The organism is Segatella maculosa DSM 19339 = JCM 15638, assembly GCF_000382385.1.
Lineage (GTDB): Bacteria > Bacteroidota > Bacteroidia > Bacteroidales > Bacteroidaceae > Prevotella > Prevotella maculosa.
Genome location: NZ_KB908326.1, coordinates 49,827 through 74,449, shown reverse-complemented (window position 1 = coordinate 74,449; position 24,623 = coordinate 49,827). Strand labels below are relative to the sequence as shown.

Sequence of the window (24,623 nt, the reverse complement as noted above, 5' to 3'; positions counted from 1 at the left end):
CTATTGGATTGTAACCAAATTTATCCCGCTTTTTTGTTTCATTCATCTTGTGATTTAATCTCAGCCATTTTGCCGTGTAATTTCAGCCATATTACACGCTAATATGACCCATTTTAGCGCGCAAAATGGGTAATATTAAAAAGTAAGATGCAAGTCGTTGATTTCCAATTGACTGCATGTAGGGACGCACGAGCCGCGCGTCCGTTCTATTAATCTTATGTATTTATTTATTATTCCCCTTGAGCGGACGCACGAACCGTGCGTCCCTACATACCGAGTAACAATCATTGAAACGCAAACTAATCCTTATTTTGACGGTTATAAGCTGCTTTCATATTCTTTTCAAGCTGTTCTACCGAACTGGCACCTACGATGACGCTTGTCACTCCTTCTTGTTCAAGCACCCAATCAAGGGCTCTTTCGGCCAAGGAAAGTCCGTTTTCAGTGGCTTCCTTGTTCCATTCGTGCAATTGATGCAGCAATTCTGGTGTCAATGCGTCGTGCTTTAAGAACTTTTCCTTGGCCATTCTGCTGTCAGTAGGTATGTTTCCATGCAGGTAACGGTCAGTGAGTAGACCTTGAGCCAATGGAGAAAAGCCGATAAAACCAATGTTTTTATGTTTGCAATAGTCGAGAATACCGTTGTCGATGACCTCCTTGTCAAGCATATTGAGCCTTCCTTGATAGATCAGCAGGGGTACATCGCGTTGCGACAAGAATTGGTTTGCAAATTCAAACGCTTTCAATGGCCAACGACTGATGCCTAAATAACGCGCTTTTCCCTGTTTAACGATGTCTACCATGGCCTGCAACGTCTCTTCCATGGGCGTGTTCGGGTCGAAACGGTGGCTGTAAAAGAGGTCTACATAGTCGAGATGCATTCGCTGAAGACTTTGTTCAAGGCTCGCCATGAGGTGCTTTCGCGAGCCCCAATTACCGTATGGACCGGGCCACATGTCGTATCCTGCCTTCGTAGCGATGAAGAGTTCGTCGCGATAAGGCCTGAAACTGTCGTCCATCAAACGTCCCATTGTCTCTTCGGCTGAGCCATTTGGAGGTCCATAGTTGTTGGCCAAATCGAAATGAATGATGCCATGATCGAAGGCATAATGGGCAATTTGGCGGCTTCTTTCATAGGAATCAATGGCTCCGAAGTTGTGCCAAAAGCCCAAAGAAAGCTTCGGTAGCAAGATACCACTCGTGCCGCAACGACGGTAAATGTCGTGTGTATAGCGAGAAACGTCAGCTGTGTACATGTTTGTTTCGTTTTGATGAACAATAAAAATGATGGGTTTAGGCCTTTTATTCGGCAGGCGTTCCTTGTTTATTTTGGGCTCTGTCTTTCCGAATGAGGGCCAACAAGTGCTCTACGGCCACTTCTTGTGGAATGTTTTTCTCCACACAAACCTGTTTTCTGTATAGACTTACGCGGTTGATTCCTGCGCCTACGTAACCATAATCGGCGTCGGCCATCTCGCCGGGGCCGTTGACTATACAGCCCATAATACCTATTTTGAGTCCTTTCATGTCCTTGGTAGCTTCGCGAATGCGGGCAATTGTCTCGCGAAGTTCATAGAGCGTGCGCCCGCAACCGGGGCAACTGATGTATTCGGTCTTGCTGGTTCGGAGGCGAGCTGCCTGCAAAATGCCGAACGAAGTGTCGGTGATGACGCTTTGAGAGAGGTCGCCATCGTTCATCAACCACAGTCCGTCGGTGAGTCCATCAATCATTAATGCGCCCATGTCTGCTGCCGCTTCGAGTTGGAAATCGCTCTTTTCGGCCGCTGTGTGCCGATACATTTGGGCGAAGATGACGGGATTATGAACACCGTTCTCCCACATTTCGTGCACCAAGGCCCGCTGTTCTGCCGTTTTGTTTTGATGATTACTCGTGCAAACGACCACGATTTCGGGGTGCAGTTTAAGGCAGGTAAGATATTCATCTGTTGGTGCTCCGAATTGCAAAACAAGGAATTTTAGGTCGGCTTTCACCATACCTATGAACGGAATTGCGGTCACTGGGAAGATAGGATAGACGTTTGTTGTGTCGTTAAGTGCCATATATTGGTCGTAATCGAGAATGTATTTGCATCCTTTCTTACGTTCTTTCAGCTCCTGACCTACGTAGATATAGTCTGCTTCCTGCTTGTTTCCGCTCGGCGAAGAAGCGATGACAACGGGCACATTGCTGCCACCTATGCCACAAACGGCACGGGTGAAGCGGCGTTCGGGCTGCAACCAATTGAAGTCTTTTGCCTGCGTTCCGGGCACAAGAAGGTGGCCTTCGCGTCGCCCGATGTACTCAACAAGATGACGGGCAACAGGGATTTCGGCTGCAGGTTCCTCGCTTAGGCTCACCCGAATGGTGTCTCCAATGCCGTCAGCCAGCAGCGCTCCGATGCCAACAGCACTCTTTATGCGTCCATCTTCTCCCTCTCCTGCCTCGGTAACGCCCAGATGTAGCGGGTACTTTATGCCCTCTTTTGCCATGCGATCTACCAGCAATCGCACTGCAAGAACCATGATAACGGTGTTCGATGACTTGATAGATATGACCACATTATCAAAGGATTCGCGTTTGCAAATGCGTAAGAATTCCATGCAACTCTCCACGATTCCCGCGGGTGTATCGCCGTAACGGTTGCGTATTCTGTCGCTTAAACTGCCGTGATTTACGCCAATTCGCACCGCAGTATGGTTGGCTTTACAGATGTTAAGGAATGGAACAAAGCGGTCATTTATCTTGTTTAACTCCGCAGCATAGGCCTCATCGGTGTACTCATGCACGATGAATTTGCGGGCAGGATCAACGTAATTGCCCGGATTAATACGTACTTTCTCGGCGTAAAGTGCAGCAACATCGGCCACATTCGGGTTGAAATGAACGTCGGCAACCAATGGTGTTTGATAGCCATCAGCACGCAGTTGCGCATTGATATGCTTCAGATTTTCGGCTTCGCGCGTGCCTTGTGTAGTCAAACGCACCAGTTCTCCGCCCGCTTCGATAATCTCTTCGGCTTGTCGGACGCATGCTTCCGTGTCGTTGGTGTTGGTGGTTGTCATGCTTTGCACGCGTATGGGGAACTCACTCCCCATATCAATGGCACCCACATGCACGGTGATTGTTTCCCGTCGTTTGTATTGAAATAAGTCGATATTCATAAGATTGGTAGCTTGCTACGGCCGCTCTAATTACACTTATACTCGTATTTCACTGCCTTCAGCTTCTCATTTGCCTGTTCAATCTTATCACCTAAGACTGCTTTCCAAGCGTCGATCTTGGCTGCAATGGCCTCATCTGTGAGAGCAATCATCTGAGTTGCGAGGATAGCAGCATTCTGTGCGGCGTTCACTCCCACTGTTGCAACGGGGATACCCGGCGGCATTTGAATGATAGAAAGCATGGCATCGAGTCCGTCGAGCATGCCTTTGATGGGCACACCGATGACAGGAAGCGGCGTAGAAGCAGCGATAACGCCGGGCAAGGCAGCCGACATTCCGGCCGCAGCAATAATGACTTTAATGCCTCTTTGCTTGGCATTGCGGGCGAAAGTCTCTACGGCTTCGGGCGTACGGTGGGCAGAAAGTGCGTTCACTTCAAACGGAATAGCATTATCGTTGAGCCATTTACAGGCCTTTTCCATAACAGGCATGTCGCTTGTGCTGCCCATAATGATACTGATGATAGGTGTCATAATTGTATTGTTTTGATGAGTTTATTGTTTACTTTTATTGATTTTCTATACCATGGCGATTGTCAGAAAGGCGAGAACGCAGCCGATGAACCACCCGATCACTATCTGTGAGAGCGAGTGTTGACGTAACATCATGCGACTGGTGCCCACAATTCCCGAGAGAAAAAGGGTCAGACAGAACCACCAAATGGGGTCGAAGGTGAAGATAATGGCAAAGGCAAGCAGCGCACCTGTCACACCTCCGATGGCAGCTTCATGCACTGAGACCTTCCACCACGTGTTGATGAGGGCACAAACTACCTGTATCAACACGGCAGCCACAAGGATACTGCCCATGAAATGAGGGATATGAGCCATGCTCATAAGGTAGTAGCACACTGAATAGCACACGATAGAGATGACATAAGGCACCATTCTTCGCTCCCGAACAATAAGGTCGAACGGCTTCCATCCTTGATAATGGCGGTAAAGACGTATTAAAAAAGTGGGCAAAAGTATGGTGAACAGATAGACAAGACCCAGCACCGTGAGTTTGTATCCCCATGGCATGAGACCCAAATAGCTGAAGAGAAACAACGCAGCAAGGCCCACTATGGGCAGGTAGAACGGTGTGAATACCATGCTGATGACGCGTGCTGCCAATATAATGTCTTTTTCTTTCATAGACTAAACCTACCCCCAACCCCTCCCCAAGGGAGGGGAGTACAAACTCATGAAAGGTTTTCTACTCTTTAGAATGGAGGAAAATGAATCTTTATATATTTGTTTATGAATTACTTCATCTGCTTTATCATGTCTTAAACATGTGTCGTTGTGCTATGTCTGCTATAAAATAGCCTGCAAATTTGGTCTCCCCTCCCTTGGGGAGGGGCTGGGGGTGGGTGTTAGGAGCAATGGGTGAGTGGGGGAGGCTCACCCTCTTCTCAACCTTGCCACGGGTATATTGAGTTGCTCCCTGTACTTTGCTATCGTGCGACGGGCTATCGGGAACCCTTTTTCTTTCATCAGTTTGGTCAGTGCTTCGTCGCTTAACGGCTTGCTTTTGTCCTCTTTTTCGATGACGGCTTTCAGGGCCATTTTTATCTTTCGCGTTGACATTTCCTCACCTTCTCCCGTGGTATAGGAGTCAGTAAAGAAGAAACGGAGGGGGAAAGTGCCCCATTTTGTCTGCGCATATTTGACGTTACTCACCCTACTTACGGTCGAAATATCGAGTCCGGTCTTGTCGGCAATGTCCTTAAGTATCATAGGTCGCAGCTCGCTCTCGTCACCTTCTTGGAAGAAGCGCCTTTGCCAGTCGATGATGGCCTGCATGGTGAGCGTCAAAGTGCGGCGGCGTTGCTTTATGGCCTCAATGAAACCCTGTGCCTTGGCCACCTTTTCTTTGGCGTAGAGTAGGGCCTCTTTGGTTTGTCGGCTCATGCTTTTCTTGTTGCCGCGATAGGCTTTTACCATCTCGTTGAACGCAGGTGAGACTTTTAGTTCGGGGATATTGCCTTGGTTGAGCGTGAAGGTCACCGTGCCGTCGTCGTCGGTATCGATGATAAAATCGGGCGTTATCTGTTGCATGTTGCGTCCTTCGGTCTCGCCAAGTGAGGCTCCCGGCTTCGGATTCAGCTTGTGAATTTCGCGTTGAAGTGTCTCTGTTTGCGTGTCGTTCAGCCCAAGTTGTAACTTGATTTTATCCCAATGCTTCTTCTTGAAGGCCTCGAAACACTCTTTGAAAACGCGCTCCATGGCATCTAACAAGCGGTCGTTACGGCCATCTTCGCGCATTCGCTCCACTTGAAGCAGCAAACATTCTTGCAACGAGCGTGCTCCGATGCCCGCAGGGTCCATGCTTTGGAGTAGTTTTAACAGCTTTTCGAGTTCTGGTTCGCTGATGTCGATGTTGTGATAGATGGCAAGTTCGTCGCCAATCGTACCCAAATCCTTGCGCAGAAGTCCGTCGTCATCAAGGCTACCGATAAGATATTCCATCACGGCATGCTCTTTTTCGGTAAGCATGAGCATGTCCATTTGCTCCTTCAGTTTGTCATAGAACGACGTTGTATCGCCGTAAACGGTCTCCTCATAGTCGGCATTATCGTGGTTGTTGGCGTAGGGTAGGGGCATGGCATCATCACCTTCGATGCCTTCCAAGACCGAATCGAGGGCGTCCTGCCGCTCTTCTTTCTCGTTGAGGCTGTCGAAATCGTCGGCTTCATTACCGTTTTCAAGTTCGTTTTCTCCCTCGTTTTCGGTCTGCCCCAAGTCGTTTTCCGCCTTTTCCAAGGCCGGATTGTCATCGAGTTCAGCGTTGATATTCTCCTCAAGTTCGGTCAACGGCATCTCCAGCAGGTGCACTTGCAGCATCTGTTGCTGCGAGAGTCGCATCTGTTGTACCAGCTTTTGTTCCTGCGTTTGTATGAGTTTTTGAGCCATGATGTATGGAGATAGCCTTCAACACTTGCAAAGATAGAGATTATCATAGACAAATCAAAGCAAAAAGAGAAATAATTAAAAGTCTGTTTCCATCTTCTTTTCGATACATACGTGCTTGTTTGCCGATGCAATGTGACGGTGTACAAGGCGCGAAAGAGGGGAGGAAGAAGGTCTTTTTGTAAATATTCTCTCCCTGTTTTTAACACTTCGGAGACTGCTGAAATAGAAACGGAAAAGCAAAAAACCGGGTATTTCGTTGCAAGAAAGTGCAGGCTGTTTTCTTGTTTCGCGCTCTTTGGAATACCATTTCCACCGTTTTGCATTGCCATTTCACCTATTTTGCATCGCTATCTCAGTTGTTTTGCATCGCTATCTCAGTCATTTTACCTTGTTATTTCAGCCATTTCACCTTGCAAACCCACCCATATTGCTTCGCTTTTTGTCTGTGATTGCAGTTCGTTTCTTTTCGAATTGTGCAATTATTTGATGGTCAATAATTTGCAACTTGGCGAATATGGCGCGTATTTGTAGCCGCGGAGTCGTCGGTTTTAAATGCGCGAGCGATGCGAAAGCATTTGTAAAGGAATTTAAAACCCACCTCTATCCCTCAAAAACCCACCCCCAACCCCTCCCAAAGGGAGGGGAGAGTGAGCTTGGATGGCTTCGGCATGTAGGGACGCACGGCTCGTGCGTCCGCTCAAGATGATGTAATAGGAATGTGAACTACTTGGTTTTATGAGATTGTTTAAGCGGACGCACGAGCCGTGCGTCCCTACATTCGAAGCCTTTTTCCTTTATATGCAAGCCTATTTGTCCGCAAGTTTGGGCTCCCTCCCTTTGGGAGGGCTGGGGTGGGTTTTTGTTTTTCTTTGTTATTTTTATTTTATGGTGGCAAAAATTGCTTATCTTTGTAAGCGTATGAAAAGGAAAATCGTTATTATTTCGCTGATGGCGCTCTGCCTCGGCAGCTTTGCACAACAGGCAAAGCAGGACTTCAAGGCCGACAGGCTGCTGTCGGCGAGTAATTATCTGGCCTATCCCGGTCCGCTTCAAAAGACACTTACGCCCGCACCAAAGGGCTATGTGCCGTTCTATTTGAGCCATTACGGACGGCATGGCAGCCGTTGGCTCATCGGTAACCGCGATTATCAACGACCCGTTCGCTGGCTTGAAAGGGCCGACTCGCTTGGAAAACTCACGCCGAAAGGGCAGGAGGTGCTCGCCAAACTGCGCCGTATCAGTGAGGCTGCTCGCGGTCGTGACGGCGAACTGACGCAGCTCGGGGCCGAGCAACACCGTGGAATTGCCGAGCGAATGATGCGGAATTTCCCCGAGATTTTCAAGGGAAAGACCCATGTTGACGCCAAGAGTACGACGGTGATTCGTTGCATTCTGAGCATGGAAAACGCGTTGCAGCAACTCGCGCGCATGAATCCTGCGTTGGAAATCAGCCACGATGCCAGCCATCACGACATGTATTACATGAATTACGCGGACACTGCTCTCTTCAAAACACGCATGCCCAAGGAGGTGAAAGCCACATTCGAGGCTTTCAGAAACCGCCATTTCCATCCCGAACGTGTGATGCGTTTGCTCTTCAACGACGATGATTACTGGCAGAAACAAGTGGATTTTGGGAAGCTGTATGAGCTGCTTTTCAAACAAGCGGCCAATCTTCAGAGCACCGAACTGCGCCATTCAATGTCGCTTTATGACCTTTTTAACGATGACGAAATCTATGATATTTGGCAGATAGGTAACGCATGGTGGTACATAAACTTTGGGCCTTCGCCACTCAACGGCGGCCGCCAACCGACTTCACAGCGCTATCTTTTGCGGAAGATTGTCAGTGAGGCTGACAGCTGTTTGCGCCTGAATCACCCCGGAGCAACGCTGCGTTACGGTCACGATACGATGGTGATGCCGCTGACATGTCTGCTGGGTTTGGACGGAACAGGGGTGCAAGTGGCCGACTTGGAGCAGCTTCCTGCAATCGGATGGAGCGACTATCGCATCTTTCCCATGGCCTGCAACCTGCAGTTTGTGTTCTATCGGAAGGCGGGAAGTGACGACATTTTGGTGAAAATATTGCGCAATGAGAACGAAGCAAAGCTGCCCATTAAGACCGATCTTTACCCATATTATCATTGGAAAGACGTGAGGGCGTATTGCGAAAGAGTGAGTCAGTAGACAAAAGGGCCACCCTTGGCCTCCAAAGACCCACCCCCAGCCCCTCCCGAGGGGAGGGGAGAGCGAGCTTGAAAGGCCTTTTTGCGATGTAGGGACGCACGGTTCGTGTGTCCGCTCCATGGGAATAGCCCCCTTGAATGGCCTGTTTGGTGAATGTAGCGTGTTGAGCGGACGCACGAGCCGTGCGTCCCTACACGCAAACGGAGGCTTCAATGATGTTGCTTTCTGCTGGAGTTAAAGATTTAGAGGGCTGTAATCGGTATGTAGGAACGCACGGCTCGTGCGTCCGCTCCATGGGGATAACCCCCTTGAATGGCCTGTTTGGTGAATGTAGCGTGTTGAGTGGACGCACGAGTCGTGCGTCCCTACACGCAAACGGAGGCTTCAATGATGTTGCTTCCTGCTGGAGTTAAAGGTTTAGAGGGTTGCAATCGGTATGTAGGGACGCACGGCTCGTGCGTCCGCTCCGGTGGAACAATCTTCTTGAATGGCCTGCTTTGTGAATGTAGTGTGTTGAGTGGACGCACGAGCCGTGTGTCCCTACATGCAAACGGAGGCTAAGGCCAATTATAGAAAATACTAAAATCAATAAAAACAATGAAGAAATCACTTCTTATTTTGCTGCTGATGGTCTGTCCGTTTTTGGGCCATGCGCAGGTGATCCGGCCCAAATTGGTAGTCGGAATCGTGGTCGACCAAATGCGGTGGGACTATTTTTACTATTACAACCGAGAGTTTTGTGCGGGCGGTTTCAAGCGTCTTTTGAGCGAAGGTTACCGCTGTCAGAACACAATGGTACCTTATATTCCCACCGTTACGGCCATTGGTCACTCGAGTATCTACACAGGTAGCGTTCCGGCTTTGACGGGAATACTCGGCAACAGCTTCTTTATCAATGGCAAAAAAGCCTATTGTTGCGGTGACGACAGCGTAGAAACGGTGGGCAGTAAAAGCAAGGAAGGGAAGATGTCTCCACGCAGATTGTTGGCTTCAACGATAGGCGATGAGTTGAAACTTGCCACGGATTTCAAGTCGAAAGTGGTGGGGGTGGCTCTCAAAGACCGTGCCGCAATCTTGCCGGCAGGCCATTGTGCCGACGCAGCCTACTGGTGGGACTCGAGTGAAGGCCGCTTCATCACGAGCACATACTACATGAACAAGCTGCCTGCGTGGGTGGAACAATTCAACAAGGCGCACCAACAAAAGAAAGGATTTGACGTGAAAAGTACGCCGAAGGGTATCACGTTGACCTTCGATATGGCCGAGGCTGCCCTGAAGAATGAGCGGCTGGGGCTGGGAACGGAGACCGATATGCTGACCGTGAGCATCTCTTCTACCGACATTATCGGCCACATTTACAGTACACGCGGCTCTGAAATCCACGATGCCTACATTCAGTTGGACCGCGAACTTGACCGTTTTTTCAACACACTTGATGCGCAGTTGGGACGTGGGAACTATCTTGTTTTCCTCACAGCTGACCATGGTGGTGCGCATAATCCTAATTTTATGCGAGCCAATAAGCTGCCTGCGGGAGGCTTTGAAGGCTGGACTTTGGTCAAAAAACTGAACAAGGAACTGCAGCAGGCAATGGGGACAACGGCAAATCTTGTGCTGGGTGAGAACGTATTGCGCGTTTATCTTGACCACAAAAGTATTGCCGAAGCAGGTCTTGATTTGCAGAAAGTGAAGGCCGAGGCCAAGCGGTTATTAGAACAAAAGCCTCATATTGCCTTTGTTGCCGACTATGAAAGTGTAGCTACACAACCTATTCCGCAACCCATTCGCGACCGGATCATCAACGGATATAGTCGTGAACGTGGGGGAGATCTGCTCATCGTGACTCAGCCGGGCTGGATAAACAGCGTGTCGGACAGCAACTATAAGGGGACGAACCACGGCTTGTGGAACCCCGACGACAGTCATATCCCACTCGTGTTCATGGGGTGGGGCATCACGAAAGGGGAGACATTCCGTCCCACAAGTATGGCGGACATTGCCCCGACCATTTGTGGTTTGCTTCATATTCAGATGCCCAATGCCTGTGTGGGCAATGCCATTCTGCCGTGAGAGTTCATTATTTCAACAAGATATAATTAGAATAAGAAATGAGTTTACAAGAGATTTTGAATCATAGGCGGGCCGTTCGGCATTTCGACCCGGCCAAACCGATCGATGAAACGACGGTGAAAAAGTGTATAGAATTGGCAAGTTTGGCTCCGACAAGCTCCAATCTGCAGCTTTGGGAAGCCTATCATGTGACCGATAAGCAGGTGTTAGAGCAATTGGTACCAGCTTGTTTGGACCAGAAAACGGCCCATTCGGCACAGCAAATCGTAGTGTTTGTGACTCGTCAAGACCGGTATAAGCAGCACGCAAAAGCTGTGCTTGCCTTTGAAGAAGGCAATGTCAGGCGCAATAGTCCGGCCGAAAGACAGGACAAACGCATCAAGGATAAGGCCATGTATTATGGGAAATTGATACCGTTTACCTATTCCCGGTGCCTCGGTTTGTGGGGACTTGTGCGCAAAGGGCTGGCACAATGCATCGGACTTTTCCGACCGATGACGCGCCAAATGAGCGAAGGCGACGTGCGGGTCAGTGTGCATAAGAGTTGTGCCTTGGTGGCCCAGACGTTTATGTTGGCCATGAGTGAAGCCGGATATGACACATGTCCGCTCGAAGGATTCGACAGTTGGCGTGTGAAAAAGGCTTTAAAACTGCCCTATAACACGGAGATAAACATGGTGATTACCTGCGGAATACGCGTTCCGAGCGGCGTTTGGGGCGAACGTTTCCGCCTGCCTTTGGAAGAAACCTACCACAAAGTGTAATGTATCGTTCAGTCTCTTTCTACATGACTCACTTTACATTACACATTCATCAGTGGGCTTCGAGCCAGTTCTTTCCCCAACCTGCATCGACGGTCAGGGGTACTTTGAGTGTGTAGGCACCTTGCATTTCTTCCAAAACAATCTGCTCTACGCGTTCCTTTTCATCGGGATAGACAGAGAAGTTGAGTTCGTCGTGCACCTGAAGAATCATCTTTGACCGAATATTTTCAGCCTTGAAGCGACGCCAAATGCGTATCATGGCAAGCTTGATGATGTCGGCTTCGGAGCCTTGGATAGGTGCATTGATGGCATTCCGCTCTGCAAATCCGCGCACGGTGCCGTTCTTTGACAGGATATCGGGCAGGTAACGGCGACGTCCGAACAGCGTTTCTGCGTAGCCTTTTCGGCGAGCTTGCTCCTTAGCTTGCTCCATAAAAGCACGCACTTTGGGGAAGGTCGCGAAGTAATCCTCTATGAGTTTGCGGGCTTCTTTGTTGTCAATTCCCATGCGTTGTGCCAGCCCATAGGTGGTAATTCCATAGATAATACCGAAGTTAGCTTGCTTGGCTTGCTTCCTTTCCGCAGCCGAAACGTCTTCCATTTTCTTGTGTTTTATCTTCGCAGCTGTGGCAGCATGGATGTCAAAACCCTCGCGGAAGGCTTCTATCATGTTGGCATCTTCGCTAAGATGTGCCATGATTCTGAGTTCTATTTGTGAGTAGTCTGCGGAGAAAAATAGGCAATCTTGCTCTGCAATAAAGCACTTCCTGATTTCCTTTCCGTCCTCACTTCGCACCGGAATATTCTGTAAATTGGGGTCGCTGGACGACAATCTTCCCGTGGCAGTGAGGGCTTGATTGAATGAAGTATGAATGTGTCCGGTGCGCTTATTGATGAGTTTTGGGAGCGCATCGACGTAAGTTCCGAGCAGTTTTTTCAGGCCCCTGTAGTCCAATATGTCTGCAACAATGGGGTGTTTTGTGCGAAGTGACTGCAGAACTTCCTCGTTTGTGACATACTGTCCCGTCTTTGTTCGCTTCGGTTTCTCCATGATATTGAGCTTCCCGAAGAGGACTTCTCCCACCTGTTTTGGGCTGGATATGTTGAAAGTCTCACCCGCTTTGGCATAGATATGTTGCTCAAGAAGGTTCATTCTTTCAGTGAAAATGATCGACGTTTCGCGCAAGGCTGCAGTGTCGATGCGCACACCTTGGCTTTCCATATCGGCCAAAACGGGAACAAGGGGCATCTCTATATTCCAGAACAAGTCCTCGGTTCCGGTCTCTTTCAGCTTGGGTTCGAGTACGTTTTTCAGCTGAAGTGTGATGTCGGCGTCCTCAGCTCCGTAGGCATAAACGTCTTTCGGGTCGAGTTCGCGCATTGACTTTTGATGCTTTCCGTGCGGACCTATGAGTTCATCAATATGGATGGTCTTGTAGTGAAGCAGCGTCTCGGCAAGGTAATCCATGTTGTGATGCAACTCGGGTTGCACGACATAGTGAGCCAACATCGTGTCGAACATCTTGCCTTGCAGCGTGACCCCGTAGTTCATCAACACCATATAGTCGTACTTAATGTTCTGTCCTATCTTCAAAATCGATGGGTCTTCGTAGATTGGTTTGAAGATATTAACATATTGCAACGCCTCTTCACGGTCGTTAGGAATGGCAACATAAAACGCTTGATGCGCTTCTACGGCGAAGCATAAGCCTACCAATTCGGCATCGATTGGGCTGAGTGAAGTCGTTTCCGTGTCTAAACTAAGGATCTGTTTTGTCCTGAAAAAGTCACAAAGTTTGCGTGCTTCATCTTGATTATCAATGAGTTTATAATCGTGCTTTACGGTTTTAATGCTCTCAAAACTTGCATTTTCAGAGCTAACTTGCCCATCGGTCGGATTTACGGCAAACAAATCGAGTTGTGTATTAATAGATTTTGGCTTTTGTTCAGCTTTGTTTAAGATTTTGTTCGCAAGCGTTTTGAATTCCAATTCAGCAAAGATTTCACCCAGTTTCTCCTCATCGGGCGATTGAAGTTTCAGTTCATCGAGATGGAGTTCCATAGGAACATCGGTCCGAATTGTGGCAAGGAACTTCGACATCTTAATGTCTTCGACTGCATTTTCCACCTTTTCACGCATCTTACCCTTCAGTTGATCGACATGCAAAATGAGTGATTCTGTCGAGCCAAACTCATTGATCAGCTTCACAGCTGTCTTCTCTCCGACCCCCGGACAACCAGGGAAATTGTCGGCAGAATCACCCATTAAGGCCAGCAAATCAATGACTTGTGCAGGCGTAGAGATGCCATATTTCTCTGCAATCTCATGTTCACCAATCACGTCATATCCGCCACCATGACGCGGACGATACATGAAAACGTTCTTCCGGATAAGTTGTCCGTAGTCCTTATCCGGCGTGAGCATGTAGGTTTCCACATTCTTTTCGGCGGCCTTGATGGCTAAGGTTCCGATTACATCATCGGCTTCGAAGCCGTCAGCTTGCAGGATAGGGATATGGAACGCCCGCAGGATTTCCTTGATAATCGGCACACTTTGTGTGATATCTTCAGGCGTTTCCTGTCGCTGGGCCTTATAAGCAGGGAAGGCTTCATGGCGGAAGGTCTTTCCGTGGTCGAATGCTACACCGAGGTAATCCGGCCGTTCTTTCGTGATGATTTCATGCAGCGTGTTGACGAAACCGAGTATGGCCGAGGTGTTGAGTCCCTTGGAATTGATGCGCGGCGCACGGATTAAAGCATAATAAGACCTGAATATCAACGCATAAGCGTCCAATAAGAATAGTTTGCTCATAGGTGTTTTGTTTGGTGTAAAATTACAAAAAAATTGGCATTAATCCTTGGTTTTGGCATCAATCCCGTAAAAAATGAGTATTTTTGTATCAAATTTAAGGAAGCATGGACCATTTATCTCTTATCAAACAGCCTATTTTTGGAGAGCTCGATGATTTTGTTTCGCTCTTCAATCAGTCGCTTTCGCACGACGATGGCATGTTGGCTCAGGTGTTGACTCACATTCGACAGCGGGGCGGGAAGCGTATGCGGCCTATGCTTATCCTGTTGATGGCCAAGAATTTTGGTCGAGTTTCCGGCACAACCTTGCATGCAGCGGTGGGCTTAGAGCTGCTCCATACGGCGAGTCTTGTGCATGATGACGTCGTTGATGAGAGTAGTGAGCGACGCGGTCAAGCCAGTGTTAACGCGTTATATGATAACAAAGTGAGTGTCTTAGTGGGTGATTTTATTCTTTCAACCGCCCTACTTTACGTCTCAAAAACACATTCCGAGGCTATCGTCAGACGCCTTTCCGAACTCGGACGTACGCTGTCTGACGGTGAAATCTTGCAATTAACGAACATTCAAAGCAAGGAGATTACCGAAGAGGCTTACTACGAAATCATTCGCAGAAAGACTGCCGCTTTGTTCGAAGCCTGCGCAGCCATTGGTGCAGAGAGTGCCGGAGCGTGTCGCGAAGACGTGGAGGCTGCAAAGCAATTCGGGCAAAATCTCGGTATTATCTTCCAGATAAGAGATGACATTTTCGACTATTACGACTCGAAGGAGATAGGAAAACCGACGGGAAACGACATGCTCGAAGGGAAGTTGACCCTGCCCGTTATCCACGCATTAAACGCAACTTGCGATGCCGAGATGCTGGCTATTGCGCGCAAAGTAAAGGTGCGCGAGGTGTCGCAGGCTGAGATTGGCCGCCTTGTTGCGTTCACCAAGGCCAACGGGGGTATTGAATATGCCGACCAACAGATGTGGAGTTTCCATGCCGATTGCATGAGATTCATTGACGAAAGGGTGGAGGATAGCGCCATAAAAATGGCTTTAAAAGCCTATCTTGACTTTGTAATTGAGCGGAAGAGCTGAGGAAGCCTCTCTCCCGACCCCTCCCCGAAGCGGGAGAGAAGTAGAATGCCTTACCGATGGAGTGGGTTTTGCGTGGTAAGGTTAGTGTTGCTTCTTGGTAGTTTGAATTAGATTGATAATCAACGATTTATATTTCCATTCCAATCTCAGCCATTTTAGCGTGTAAAATGGGTGAGATTGGCGTGCAAAGTGGGTGAGATTGTGCGGTGAAGTGGCTGATATTGGAAAGCAGAAACATTCATATTGAAGTATGACGTGCATGTAATTTGCATGTAGGGACGCACGGCTCGTGCGTCCGCTCCATTAGAAATGAAAGTGAATGATATGTTTGTTTGGACGGACGCACGAGCCGTGCGTCCCTACATGCGGTGTAGCAATCAATTTGTTCACCCGTTTACTCGTCAAAAGTTAACTGAAATGAGGGTGGACGCACGGGCCGTGCGTCCCTACATACGATGTAACAATCAATTTGTTCACCCGTTTACTCGTCAAAAGTCAACTGAAATGAGGGTGGACGCACGGGCCGTGCGTCCCTACATGCCTCTTGCCTGCAAATCATCTTCATAATAGGGCTAATCTTAAAGGTCAAAGTTCAATGGTCAAAGTTCAAAGTCAAGGTCCCTACATGCGCATGGACAATCAATTTGTCCACTTATTTATGCGTTAACTGTCAACTGAATTATTTGATTTCTCGCAGCTGATAATCGAGTTTCTTAATGGTTTCACCCGTCGTTGGATCGGATATATCAATGTAATCTTCGAGGGCTTCGATGCGGTTGGAGGTCATTCCATAGCGCAATTTGTTCTGGAGGTCGACGATGCCGTATTGATCTTGTTTCTTGACGATGAAGAGATTGGGGCTTTCTGTAGTAGTGATTTTGTCGTAACCATAGGGGATAACCTGTTTATCCTCACGGTTGATGAGGGCCGTTTGTAGGTCTTTGAAGACGATGAAGTGTTCATCGTCGTTGAGTCCTACCACAGAATTATATTTGAAAGGCAGGAGGATTTGCATGGAATTGAAGTCGACAACCGTTTCAAAAACGTCTTTATAGAGGTAGAGATAATGGTCGGTGAGCTCGCTTTCGTCATAGGATAGGTTGAGTGCAAGGCACTTTTTGTCCATGTCGTAGAGCTGTTTTCCACCCTCGGATGACAGTTCTATGATGTTGAAAAGATAGGTAGGCTTGATGTTTTCGTATCGAAATGGGATGATCGTTTTGTTGTTCAGGTCGATGATGCCATAGCGATTGTCTTTGCAGGCAATGAGATATGTGATGCTATCCGGGAGAATAAACGCCAATTTTTCCAGTGGATTATCGTATTGAGGCATGATGATAGAACGTCCGTTTCTATTGAGTAGTCCCCACAAATCACCCCTTCTGTAGTTGTAGTATAGGATTGTTGCAAGACCTTCTTGGATTTCTATGGGTTCACGGTCATCGATAGTGACGCCTTTAATGATGTTTTCGGTGTTGAAAAGATATTCAGGTGCGTTGTCTTTCATCATGACGAAGTAGTCATTGGAATTGTATGTGATGTCGTCATATCGGGGTTCTATGATGAAATCTCCATCGCTGTTGCAGATGCCATACTTGTTGTTTTTCACGATAAAGTAGCGCTTTTCGTCCTCAGAATACTTGTCTGTCGGTTTGATTCTTTGGTAGATTGGTGCCAAGATTTGCTTGCCCTCGTCGGTGTACAGGCCCAGTTTGTTGTCCTTGGTGACGAGGCAAAAGCCGTAATCAACAAGGGAAATGTTGCTGAATTCAAGTGGAAGTAGTTGTTTGGTGTTGTCACATGTTCCCTTTTTCCCGTCTTTTTTAACGATGAAATAGTCTAAATTGCGTCTCATAATCGTATCGGCATTGGTGATGATTGGTTTATTATGGGTGCCGATCAGTTTGTATTTACCGTTGGATTGGCGTACGATTACAGCGTCTTCTTTATATTTCTTAATGACTATCCGGGCTTGTGACAGTGTTGACAAGAGGGCTGCAAGGGTAAGAGTGAGGGCGACTTTCTTTTTCATCATCGGGATATTGCGAGGTCAGGGTAGGGAGGTTGCGTTTGAAGAAGGCAGAAACGCCTTCCTTTCTACTGCAGAAAGGAAGGCGTTTCGAGCCGTTTTTCAGAAGAATTTGGTCTCTTTCCCGAGGATTTCGCTGAGCAGGAGGTTGGTCAAGCGGCTGGTTCCCATGCGGAACCACTTGTTGGTGAGCCATTGTTTGCCAAGGACTTGCTGCACGATGGTGTAGTAGATGACGGCATCCATGACCGTGTTGATGCCGCCGGCAGGCTTGAATCCGATTTGAATGCCGGTCTTTTCGTGATATGCTTTGATGGCCTGACACATCACATATGCGGCTTCGGGCGTCGCACTTACCTTCTCCTTGCCAGTTGAAGTCTTGATGTAATCGGCCCCGGCATACATGGATAGCAAGGCCGCCTTCTTGATATTGCTGGCCGTTTCGAGGTCGCCGGTTTCGAGAATCACCTTCATCGGGGCGGCTCCGCAGGCTTGTTTCATCTCCGAAATGTCGTCGCAAACGCCCTCATAGTCGCCACTTAGGAACTTGCCTACGGGCAGAACGATGTCTATTTCGGTGGCCCCGTCGGCCACAGCCAGCTGGGTTTCGGCCACTTTCACCTCCATTCGGGCCTGTGAGGAGGGGAAGTTGCCGCAAACGTTGGTGATTTCTACGCCGTCGACCTCAAGGCTTTTGGACACCAATTCGGTGAAAACGGGATAGACGCAAACGGCTGCAACGTGGGGAATGTCGGGATATTCACGGTCGAAACGGTTGACCTTTTCCACCATGCGAAGTACTTTCTCCTCGGTGTCTGTGGTGTTGAGCGTGGTGAGTTCAATGCTTCCGAAGAGGAACTTCTTTACATCGAGGGTGTCGTTCTGCGGCACTTTCTCCTCAATAATCTGCTTTACGGCAGCCTGAACTTCGGCATCATTGAGGTTGGTTTCGTACAGTTCAAGGGCTTTTTCATATTTGCTCTTGTCGTTGTTTTGCGTGTTTTCGCCTTCGTTTTGCGGCAAAATGGTCTTTGTGTATGTCATATTGTGTGTTGATTGATTGTTATTTCAGCTTATTGTTGTTCAGATGGCGGTCGTGATCGCGCAAGGTTTTCTTGTCAAAACTCTTTTGTAGTTCGGTCGTGAGGTCCACTCCGGTTTGGTTGGCAAGGCAGATGAGCACCCAAAGTACGTCGGCCATTTCTTCACCAAGGTTGGCTTTCTCACCCGTTTTGAAGCTTTGTTCGCCGTATTTTCGGGCGATGACGCGTGCCAGTTCGCCCACTTCTTCGGTGAGGCACGCCATGTTTGTGAGCTCATTGAAGTAGCGTACGCCATAAGTTTTAATCCATTCGTCGACGGATTGCTGTGCTTCTTTAAGGGTCATAGTGGTGTAATATAAAATACCTCGCCTTAAATAGCTTCACTCTCAGCCCCTTTCTGGAGAGAAAAGGGAGTGATATGCTTGCTAACTTGAGGTTATTTTATGGTTTTATACTCGTTTATTGTGACTTTTATAAGTTTGATATCGTTTCCAAATAAATGGGATATCCGTTCGCTTCTTTTATTATTTATCTTTCATTTCCATTGGAAAAATCATATTATTCTCCTCCCTTTTCGGGGCGAGATAGGGGGAGAAGCCTACTCTCTCGCCTTACTGTCCATGCAAATCGTGACGGGACCGTCGTTGATGAGTGTCACTTTCATGTCGGCTCCAAAGCTTCCTGTGGCGACGTTTCGGCCGAGTTGGGCAGACAGTTCGGTACAGAAAAAGTTGTAGAGTGGCACGGATATGTCGTGTGTTGCGGCCCGAATCCATGACGGTCTGTTGCCTTTTTTGTAGCTTGCAAGCAGGGTGAACTGCGAAACGACAAGGATTTCGCCTTGTATATCCATGATGGATAGGTTCATAACACCTTGTTCATCGTCGAAGATCCTAAGGCCTATTATTTTGTGAATCAGCCAGTTGGCGTCGTCTTTTGTGTCGTTTTGCTCGATACCGACCAAGATAACGTAGCCCTTACCGATAGCTGCCGTGACCTGATTGTCGATGGTTACGGAGGCGTTGGTGGTACGTTGAATGACGATTCTCATAGGGCAAATATACTAAAAATTATTTTGTTTCGGCTGTTTCCGGGTGAAAATGTTGATAAACGAGGCTGCCTTTGACCTTTCCTAATATAGATATAATGCTTTGATTATCAGCTGCTTGTATCTGTTTTACGCTCTTTAGTTGCTTTAACAAAGCCTCTTTGCCTTTCGGACCGAGTCCTTTGATGTCGTCAAGTTCGCTATGTAGTGCGTGTTTTGAGCGTTTGTTGCGATGGAAAGTGATGGCGTAGCGGTGCACTTCGTCTTGTATTTGGGTGAGCACCTTAAAGAGTTCGCTCTTTATATCGAGTCCGATGGTCTGCGGAGGTTGGCCGTAAAGCAGTTCGTTCGTGCGGTGGCGATTGTCTTTAGCGAGTCCGGCAATGGGGATATCAAGGTGGAGTTCGCCTTCAATAACAGCTCTGACGACGTCCATTTGTCCTTTTCCTCCGTCGGTAATGATGAGGTCGGGCAGGGGTTGCTGCTCTTTTAACATGCGACTATAGCGGCGACGGACGACTTCTTGCATGGAGGCATAGTCATCAGGTCCCGTAACTGTCTTGATATTATACTTGCGATAGTCCTTGCGAGAGGGCTTCATTTTCTTGTAAACAATGCAGCCTGCCACGGCATCTGTGCCCGAAATGTTGCTGTTGTCGAAGCATTCTATGTGATAAGGTAGCTTGGGAAGTTTAAGTTTGTTTTGCAGTTCCTTCATCAATCGGGTCTGTCTTTGCTCGGGATTGAGCTTCTCTGCCTGTTTCAAACGGTCGAACTTGTATTGCTTCCCGTTCATTTCTGAGAGTTCAAGAAGGTGTTTTTTGTCACCTTTCTTAGGGATAATGAAGTCTGCATCTTTCATTCTCCACTCCATATCAAACGGTACAATGATTTCTTTGGCACGGCTGTTGAAGCGCTCTCTTATATCGGGTATGGCCGTAATCAAGAGTTCTTCGTCACTCTCTTCCAGCTTTCTTTTATACTCGAATGTGAAGCTTTGGTTGATGGTTCCCTTGCGAACGTGTATATAATTAATGTAGGCATTCCGCCTATTGTCGTCATCTACGATGGTGAATACGTCCACATCGTCAATCGTGTGACTGACGACTTCGCTCTTAGAAACAAAGTCATTGAGTAGTGATATCTTTCTTTTTAGATCTTGTGCAACCTCAAATTTCAGGCATTCGGCATTCTTTATCATTAGCTCATAAAGTCGTTTTCCGACCTCACGTGTGTTTCCTTTGAGGATTTCGCGAGCTTGATTCATGTTCTCCTGATAGTCTTCATAACTCTGTTTGCTGATACATGGAGCATCACAATTGTGGATATGGTATTCTAAACACGGCTTGTATTTACCTTGTTGTATGCCTTCTTTTGTAATAGGTTGGTGGCAGGTACGTGGCTTGTAAAGCTGTTTGATGATGTCAAGAATGGCATTCATGCTTCCGATATGTGGGAAGGGGCCATAGTAAGTTCCATAATTTTTGTTGATAGTTCGGGTCTTAAATATCCGCGGAAAGTATTCGTTGGTGATGCAAATACTTGGATATGTCTTTCCATCCTTAAGTAAAACGTTGTACCGTGGATTGTATTTTTTGATCAAACTGTTCTCAAGTAGGAGTGCATCTTCCTCTGTATTGACGACCGTATAGCTGATGTCTCGGATTTTAGATACCAGCACTTTTGTCTTAAATCGGTCCACTTCTTTATGGAAGTAAGAAGAGACTCGCTGTTTAAGTCGCTTGGCCTTGCCCACATATATAATAATGTGTTCCTCATCATAAAACTGATAACTGCCCGGTTTGTCAGGCATATTGAGTACGATGTTCTTCAAATAGGCCAGCCTTTTTTCGTTTTCTTCGTATGTCATACCTGTGCATTTCCTTTATATAAAAGGGAAGATTAAAATCTTGTTTCACGTGAAACGGGAGTGATTTGTGCTTCCTAGAACTTCAACAATGATGTTATTTCTACATCTTTGTCAAAGAGCTCTCGGCTATTCGGGAATTCTGAAGAAAGTTCTATAATGAAATTGCAATAGATTTTCTTTGGGTGGAACTTCTTAACAAGGTTACATGCGGCCTTCATCGTGCCTCCTGTTGCAAGTAAATCGTCGTGGAGAAGAATGGTGTCTTTCTCACTTATGGCATCTTTATGAATTTCGATAGTGTCTATTCCGTACTCTTTAGCATAACTTTCTTGAACGGTTTCACAAGGTAACTTACCGGGTTTTCTACACAATACAATGCCTGCACCTAATTTAACTGCAACAGCTGAGGACATGACAAAGCCTCGGCTTTCTATCCCAACGATTTTTGTTATCTTTTTGTCTTTATAAAGTTCAAACATCTCGTTAGTGATTTCGTTTAAGGCTTCCGGGCTTTTAAATAAGGTGGTAACGTCTCTAAAGTTGACACCTTTAATTGGCCAATCCGGAATGCAACGCAGATGGTCTAATAATAATTGATTGTTCATGTTCTATTTTTATTATTTTTTTTGTTTTGTCTTCTGTTAGTTCTGCTGCTTTAAGCATTTTGTGAATGTCTAATTTTCATTATATCAGAGTTTTATTTGTTGTTCGGTTTCACGTGAAACGCAATTATTGCATATCAATCTTACTTTTATTCTTGTTGAAAATGTTTAGCGTCCTAATAGTATTAAGAGTACATTAATGTCACTTGGAGATACTCCGGGAATTCTGCTTGCTTGTGCTAATGTCTCTGGATTAATCTTTTCAAGTTTCTGTCTTCCCTCTGTTGAAATCTCATGTAGCTCTTTGTATCTGAAACGTCCCTTGATTTTGATGTTCTCTAATCTGTGCATCTTGTCGGCGATAGCTTTTTCTCGTTCGATATATCCTTTGTATTTTATCCGAATCTCTGCTGCTTCTGCAATTTCTTCTTTTCTGTTTTCTGGTAGATTCATAGCTCTTTTAAGTGCAGGAATACTGTCAGATAGATTTTGAAGTGATAGCTGAGGACGTGCGATTAGGTCCGAAAGTTTACACCCGGCACGGAGAGGTGTTGTTCCTAATGCTTCTAATCTGGGATTGATTTCTTTTGGTTTGATAGGATATTCCATACAAAAACAAATCAAACGCTTAATGGTCTCTTCCTTTTGTAGCCACCAATCATAACGGTCACGTTTGGCTATTCCTATGTTATATGCCATTTCTGTGAGACGTGTATCTGCATCGTCCTGACGCAAAAGAATACGGTATTCCGCCCGAGAGGTAAACATTCGATAGGGCTCGTCTACACCTTTGGTGGTTAAATCGTCAATAAGAACCCCAATATAGCTTTGATCTCTTTGCATAATGAAGGGTTTCCCACCGCTACAATGTATAGCTGCATTGATACCGGCAGCGATTCCTTGGCCGCCAGCCTCTTCATATCCAGTGGTTCCATTTACTTGGCCAGCAAAAAACAATCCGTTTAGAACCTTAGATTCCAACGAATGTTTTAATTGTGTGGGGTCGAAGTAATCATATTCAATGGCATAGCCGGGACGATATATTTTGGCTTCGCGCAATGCTGGTATCTGATGAATAGCATTTAATTGAATTTCCATCGGCATACTCGATGAAAAGCCGTTCAAATACATTTCATTGGTGTTTTCTCCTTCCGGTTCAAGGAACAAAGGATGTTGTTCTTTCTCAGGGAATGTTATCAGTTTTGTTTCGATTGATGGACAATAACGTGGACCCGTGCTTTGAATTTGTCCGTTGAAAAGGGGAGAATATAGGAGTCCTTTCTGTAAAACATCGTGTACATTACTATTAGTATAGGTTGTCCAACAGGGTAATTGGCGGAGTTTTCTCTGTTCACTCGTCATATAGCTGAACTGATGGAAGTCGGAATCCCCTTGTTGTTCTTCCATATCTTCAAAATGTACACTTCGTTTATCAATTCTTACCGGGGTCCCTGTCTTCATTCGGGCGGCCCGAATGCCCCAACGTGTAATGCTTTCTGTGAAGTGATGGACCGCAGGTTCTGCACAGCGCCCGCCTTCAATCATTTTCTTTCCTATATGCATCAGTCCGTTAAGAAACGTTCCTGCGGTAATAACGATGCTTTTTGCGTGGAATTCGGCACCCCAGATGGTTTTTATGCCTATAGCTTCGTTGTTTTTAACAATAAGTTCGTTAGCTTGGTCTTGCCAAATGTCGAGATTTTCGGTACAATCAAGTGTGGAACGCCATTCCCAAATATACTTTTCTCTATCACATTGTGCTCGTGGACTCCATACGGCAGGGCCTTTTCCGATGTTCAGCATTCGGAATTGAATTGCTGTTCTGTCTGTTATTATTCCCATTTGACCGCCTAAAGCATCTATCTCTCTAACGATTTGGCCCTTTGCAATCCCACCTATTGCCGGATTACAGCTCATTTGACCTATCTTATTCATGTCCATTGTTATCAAACATGTATGAGCTCCCATTTTCGCAGAAGCTGTCGCAGCTTCACATCCGGCATGACCGCCCCCGATAACAATTACATCATAATTAAAAAGCATGTGAATTCTGTATGTATATTTTTCGCAAAAGTAAGAAATTAAATTGGATTTTTTATGAAATCGCTTTGAATTATCACTAAAATATAGTATTTTTGCACTGTATTTTAGGGGATAATTTACCCTTCATAAAGGTATGTCCTACCTAATATAAGGTATTAAGGAAGATGATTTTTCTATTTGTGCGCTCAAGATTATAAAATAATCCGATTATATTTTAAGTAGTTAAATAATTAAAAATCAATCATTTATGTGGTTAATCAATTCATCTATTGGTAGAAAAGTAGTGATGTCCGTGACCGGAATAGCACTGATTCTATTCATGACATTCCACTGTTGCATGAACATTGTTGCGCTTTTCTCCGGAGAGGCTTACAACATGATCTGCAAATTACTGGGCGCCAATTGGTATGCTGTTGTGGCTACGGCTGGCTTGGGTGCACTGGCGGTTTGTCACATTGTTTATGCATTCTTGTTAACGGCACAGAACCGGCGTGCTCGTGGCGCAGAGCGTTATGCTGTCACTGAAAGACCGGATAAAGTAGAGTGGGCCAGTCAGAACATGCTTGTTCTTGGCATCATTGTTTTATTAGGGCTTGCACTTCATCTTTTCAATTTTTGGTACAACATGATGTTTGCAGAGCTTGTTGGTATGCACACTGCACTTGAACCTACCGATGGTTTTGGTCTGATAGTGGAAACTTTCAAGAACAAACTCTATGTCGTTCTTTACATTATTTGGATTGTAGCACTGTGGTTCCATCTCTCTCACGGTTTTTGGAGTGCCATGCAGACCATTGGTATCAATGGTAAGGTGTGGTTTGAGCGTTGGAAGATCATCGGAATTGTTTATGTAACATTGTTGATGCTCGCTTTTCTTGTTGTAGTTCTTGCATTTGCTTTTGGTCGTGCACCAAGCTTATGTTGTGCTGCATAATAGCAATCTAATTATGA

The 24,623-nt window shown here is 46.6% G+C and carries 19 protein-coding genes; 6 read left to right on the top strand and 13 right to left on the bottom strand.

Features of this window, described 5'->3' with window-relative positions:
* Positions 1-299: 299 nt before the first annotated feature.
* The 5 genes from H164_RS0108295 to rpoN all read right to left on the bottom strand — a co-directional run bounded on the left by H164_RS0108295 (position 300) and on the right by rpoN (position 6,119).
* Complete coding sequence (locus H164_RS0108295) at positions 300-1,256, bottom strand: aldo/keto reductase (RefSeq protein ID WP_019968183.1); 957 nt, start codon at positions 1,254-1,256, stop codon at positions 300-302.
* 46 nt (positions 1,257-1,302) lie between these two features.
* The gene (locus tag H164_RS0108290; RefSeq protein WP_019968182.1) at positions 1,303-3,162 is read right to left on the bottom strand and encodes a 4-hydroxy-3-methylbut-2-en-1-yl diphosphate synthase; all 1,860 of its coding nucleotides are present in this window, start codon (positions 3,160-3,162) and stop codon (positions 1,303-1,305) included.
* A 26-nt stretch (positions 3,163-3,188) separates the two neighbouring features.
* Positions 3,189-3,695 carry a 5-(carboxyamino)imidazole ribonucleotide mutase gene (purE, locus tag H164_RS0108285; RefSeq protein ID WP_008564335.1) on the bottom strand — a complete coding sequence of 169 codons (507 nt, stop codon included), beginning with the start codon at positions 3,693-3,695 and terminating at the stop codon, positions 3,189-3,191.
* 45 nt (positions 3,696-3,740) lie between these two features.
* Positions 3,741-4,358, bottom strand: coding sequence for a phosphatase PAP2 family protein (locus tag H164_RS0108280; RefSeq protein ID WP_019968180.1), 618 nt, complete (start codon positions 4,356-4,358; stop codon positions 3,741-3,743).
* A 249-nt stretch (positions 4,359-4,607) separates the two neighbouring features.
* Positions 4,608-6,119, bottom strand: coding sequence for an RNA polymerase factor sigma-54 (gene rpoN / locus H164_RS0108275; protein WP_019968179.1), 1,512 nt, complete (start codon positions 6,117-6,119; stop codon positions 4,608-4,610).
* A 918-nt stretch (positions 6,120-7,037) separates the two neighbouring features.
* On the opposite strand from rpoN, the gene H164_RS0108265 reads away from it, so the two are divergent.
* The 4 genes from H164_RS0108265 to H164_RS0108255 all read left to right on the top strand — a co-directional run bounded on the left by H164_RS0108265 (position 7,038) and on the right by H164_RS0108255 (position 11,143).
* Positions 7,038-8,309, top strand: a complete 1,272-nt coding sequence (locus tag H164_RS0108265) for a histidine-type phosphatase (protein WP_026356296.1) — start codon at positions 7,038-7,040, stop codon at positions 8,307-8,309.
* A 212-nt stretch (positions 8,310-8,521) separates the two neighbouring features.
* Complete coding sequence (locus tag H164_RS15520) at positions 8,522-8,722, top strand: hypothetical protein (protein ID WP_154652131.1); 201 nt, start codon at positions 8,522-8,524, stop codon at positions 8,720-8,722.
* A gap of 184 nt (positions 8,723-8,906) precedes the next feature.
* Positions 8,907-10,379, top strand: coding sequence for an alkaline phosphatase family protein (locus tag H164_RS0108260; RefSeq protein WP_025830123.1), 1,473 nt, complete (start codon positions 8,907-8,909; stop codon positions 10,377-10,379).
* A gap of 38 nt (positions 10,380-10,417) precedes the next feature.
* Entirely contained in the window at positions 10,418-11,143 is a 726-nt protein-coding gene (locus H164_RS0108255) for a nitroreductase family protein (protein WP_019968175.1), read from the top strand.
* A 49-nt stretch (positions 11,144-11,192) separates the two neighbouring features.
* On the opposite strand, the gene polA is transcribed toward H164_RS0108255, so the two are convergent.
* The gene (gene polA, locus H164_RS0108250) at positions 11,193-13,955 is read right to left on the bottom strand and encodes a DNA polymerase I (protein ID WP_019968174.1); all 2,763 of its coding nucleotides are present in this window, start codon (positions 13,953-13,955) and stop codon (positions 11,193-11,195) included.
* A 104-nt stretch (positions 13,956-14,059) separates the two neighbouring features.
* Here polA and H164_RS0108245 point away from each other — a divergent pair, with 104 nt between their 5' ends.
* The gene (locus H164_RS0108245; protein WP_019968173.1) at positions 14,060-15,037 is read left to right on the top strand and encodes a polyprenyl synthetase family protein; all 978 of its coding nucleotides are present in this window, start codon (positions 14,060-14,062) and stop codon (positions 15,035-15,037) included.
* Between the two features lie 679 nt (positions 15,038-15,716).
* Here H164_RS0108245 and H164_RS0108240 read toward each other — a convergent pair.
* From H164_RS0108240 to mnmG, 7 genes are all read right to left on the bottom strand, one after another.
* On the bottom strand, positions 15,717-17,072 hold the full coding sequence (locus H164_RS0108240; protein WP_019968172.1) for a WG repeat-containing protein: 1,356 nt from the start codon (positions 17,070-17,072) through the stop codon (positions 15,717-15,719).
* 96 nt (positions 17,073-17,168) lie between these two features.
* Positions 17,169-18,110, bottom strand: coding sequence for a deoxyribose-phosphate aldolase (gene deoC, locus H164_RS0108235; RefSeq protein WP_019968171.1), 942 nt, complete (start codon positions 18,108-18,110; stop codon positions 17,169-17,171).
* Between the two features lie 19 nt (positions 18,111-18,129).
* Positions 18,130-18,453, bottom strand: coding sequence for a nucleotide pyrophosphohydrolase (locus H164_RS0108230; protein ID WP_008564347.1), 324 nt, complete (start codon positions 18,451-18,453; stop codon positions 18,130-18,132).
* A 254-nt stretch (positions 18,454-18,707) separates the two neighbouring features.
* On the bottom strand, positions 18,708-19,160 hold the full coding sequence (dtd, locus tag H164_RS0108225) for a D-aminoacyl-tRNA deacylase (protein WP_019968170.1): 453 nt from the start codon (positions 19,158-19,160) through the stop codon (positions 18,708-18,710).
* Positions 19,161-19,179: 19 nt separating this feature from the next.
* Complete coding sequence (uvrC, locus tag H164_RS0108220; protein WP_019968169.1) at positions 19,180-21,027, bottom strand: excinuclease ABC subunit UvrC; 1,848 nt, start codon at positions 21,025-21,027, stop codon at positions 19,180-19,182.
* A 74-nt stretch (positions 21,028-21,101) separates the two neighbouring features.
* On the bottom strand, positions 21,102-21,632 hold the full coding sequence (locus tag H164_RS0108215; RefSeq protein ID WP_019968168.1) for an adenine phosphoribosyltransferase: 531 nt from the start codon (positions 21,630-21,632) through the stop codon (positions 21,102-21,104).
* A 165-nt stretch (positions 21,633-21,797) separates the two neighbouring features.
* Positions 21,798-23,672, bottom strand: a complete 1,875-nt coding sequence (gene mnmG / locus H164_RS0108210) for a tRNA uridine-5-carboxymethylaminomethyl(34) synthesis enzyme MnmG (RefSeq protein ID WP_019968167.1) — start codon at positions 23,670-23,672, stop codon at positions 21,798-21,800.
* Positions 23,673-23,919: 247 nt separating this feature from the next.
* Between mnmG and H164_RS0108205 the strand changes: the two genes are divergently transcribed.
* Positions 23,920-24,606 carry a fumarate reductase gene (locus H164_RS0108205; protein ID WP_025830126.1) on the top strand — a complete coding sequence of 229 codons (687 nt, stop codon included), beginning with the start codon at positions 23,920-23,922 and terminating at the stop codon, positions 24,604-24,606.
* Positions 24,607-24,623: the final 17 nt, after the last annotated feature.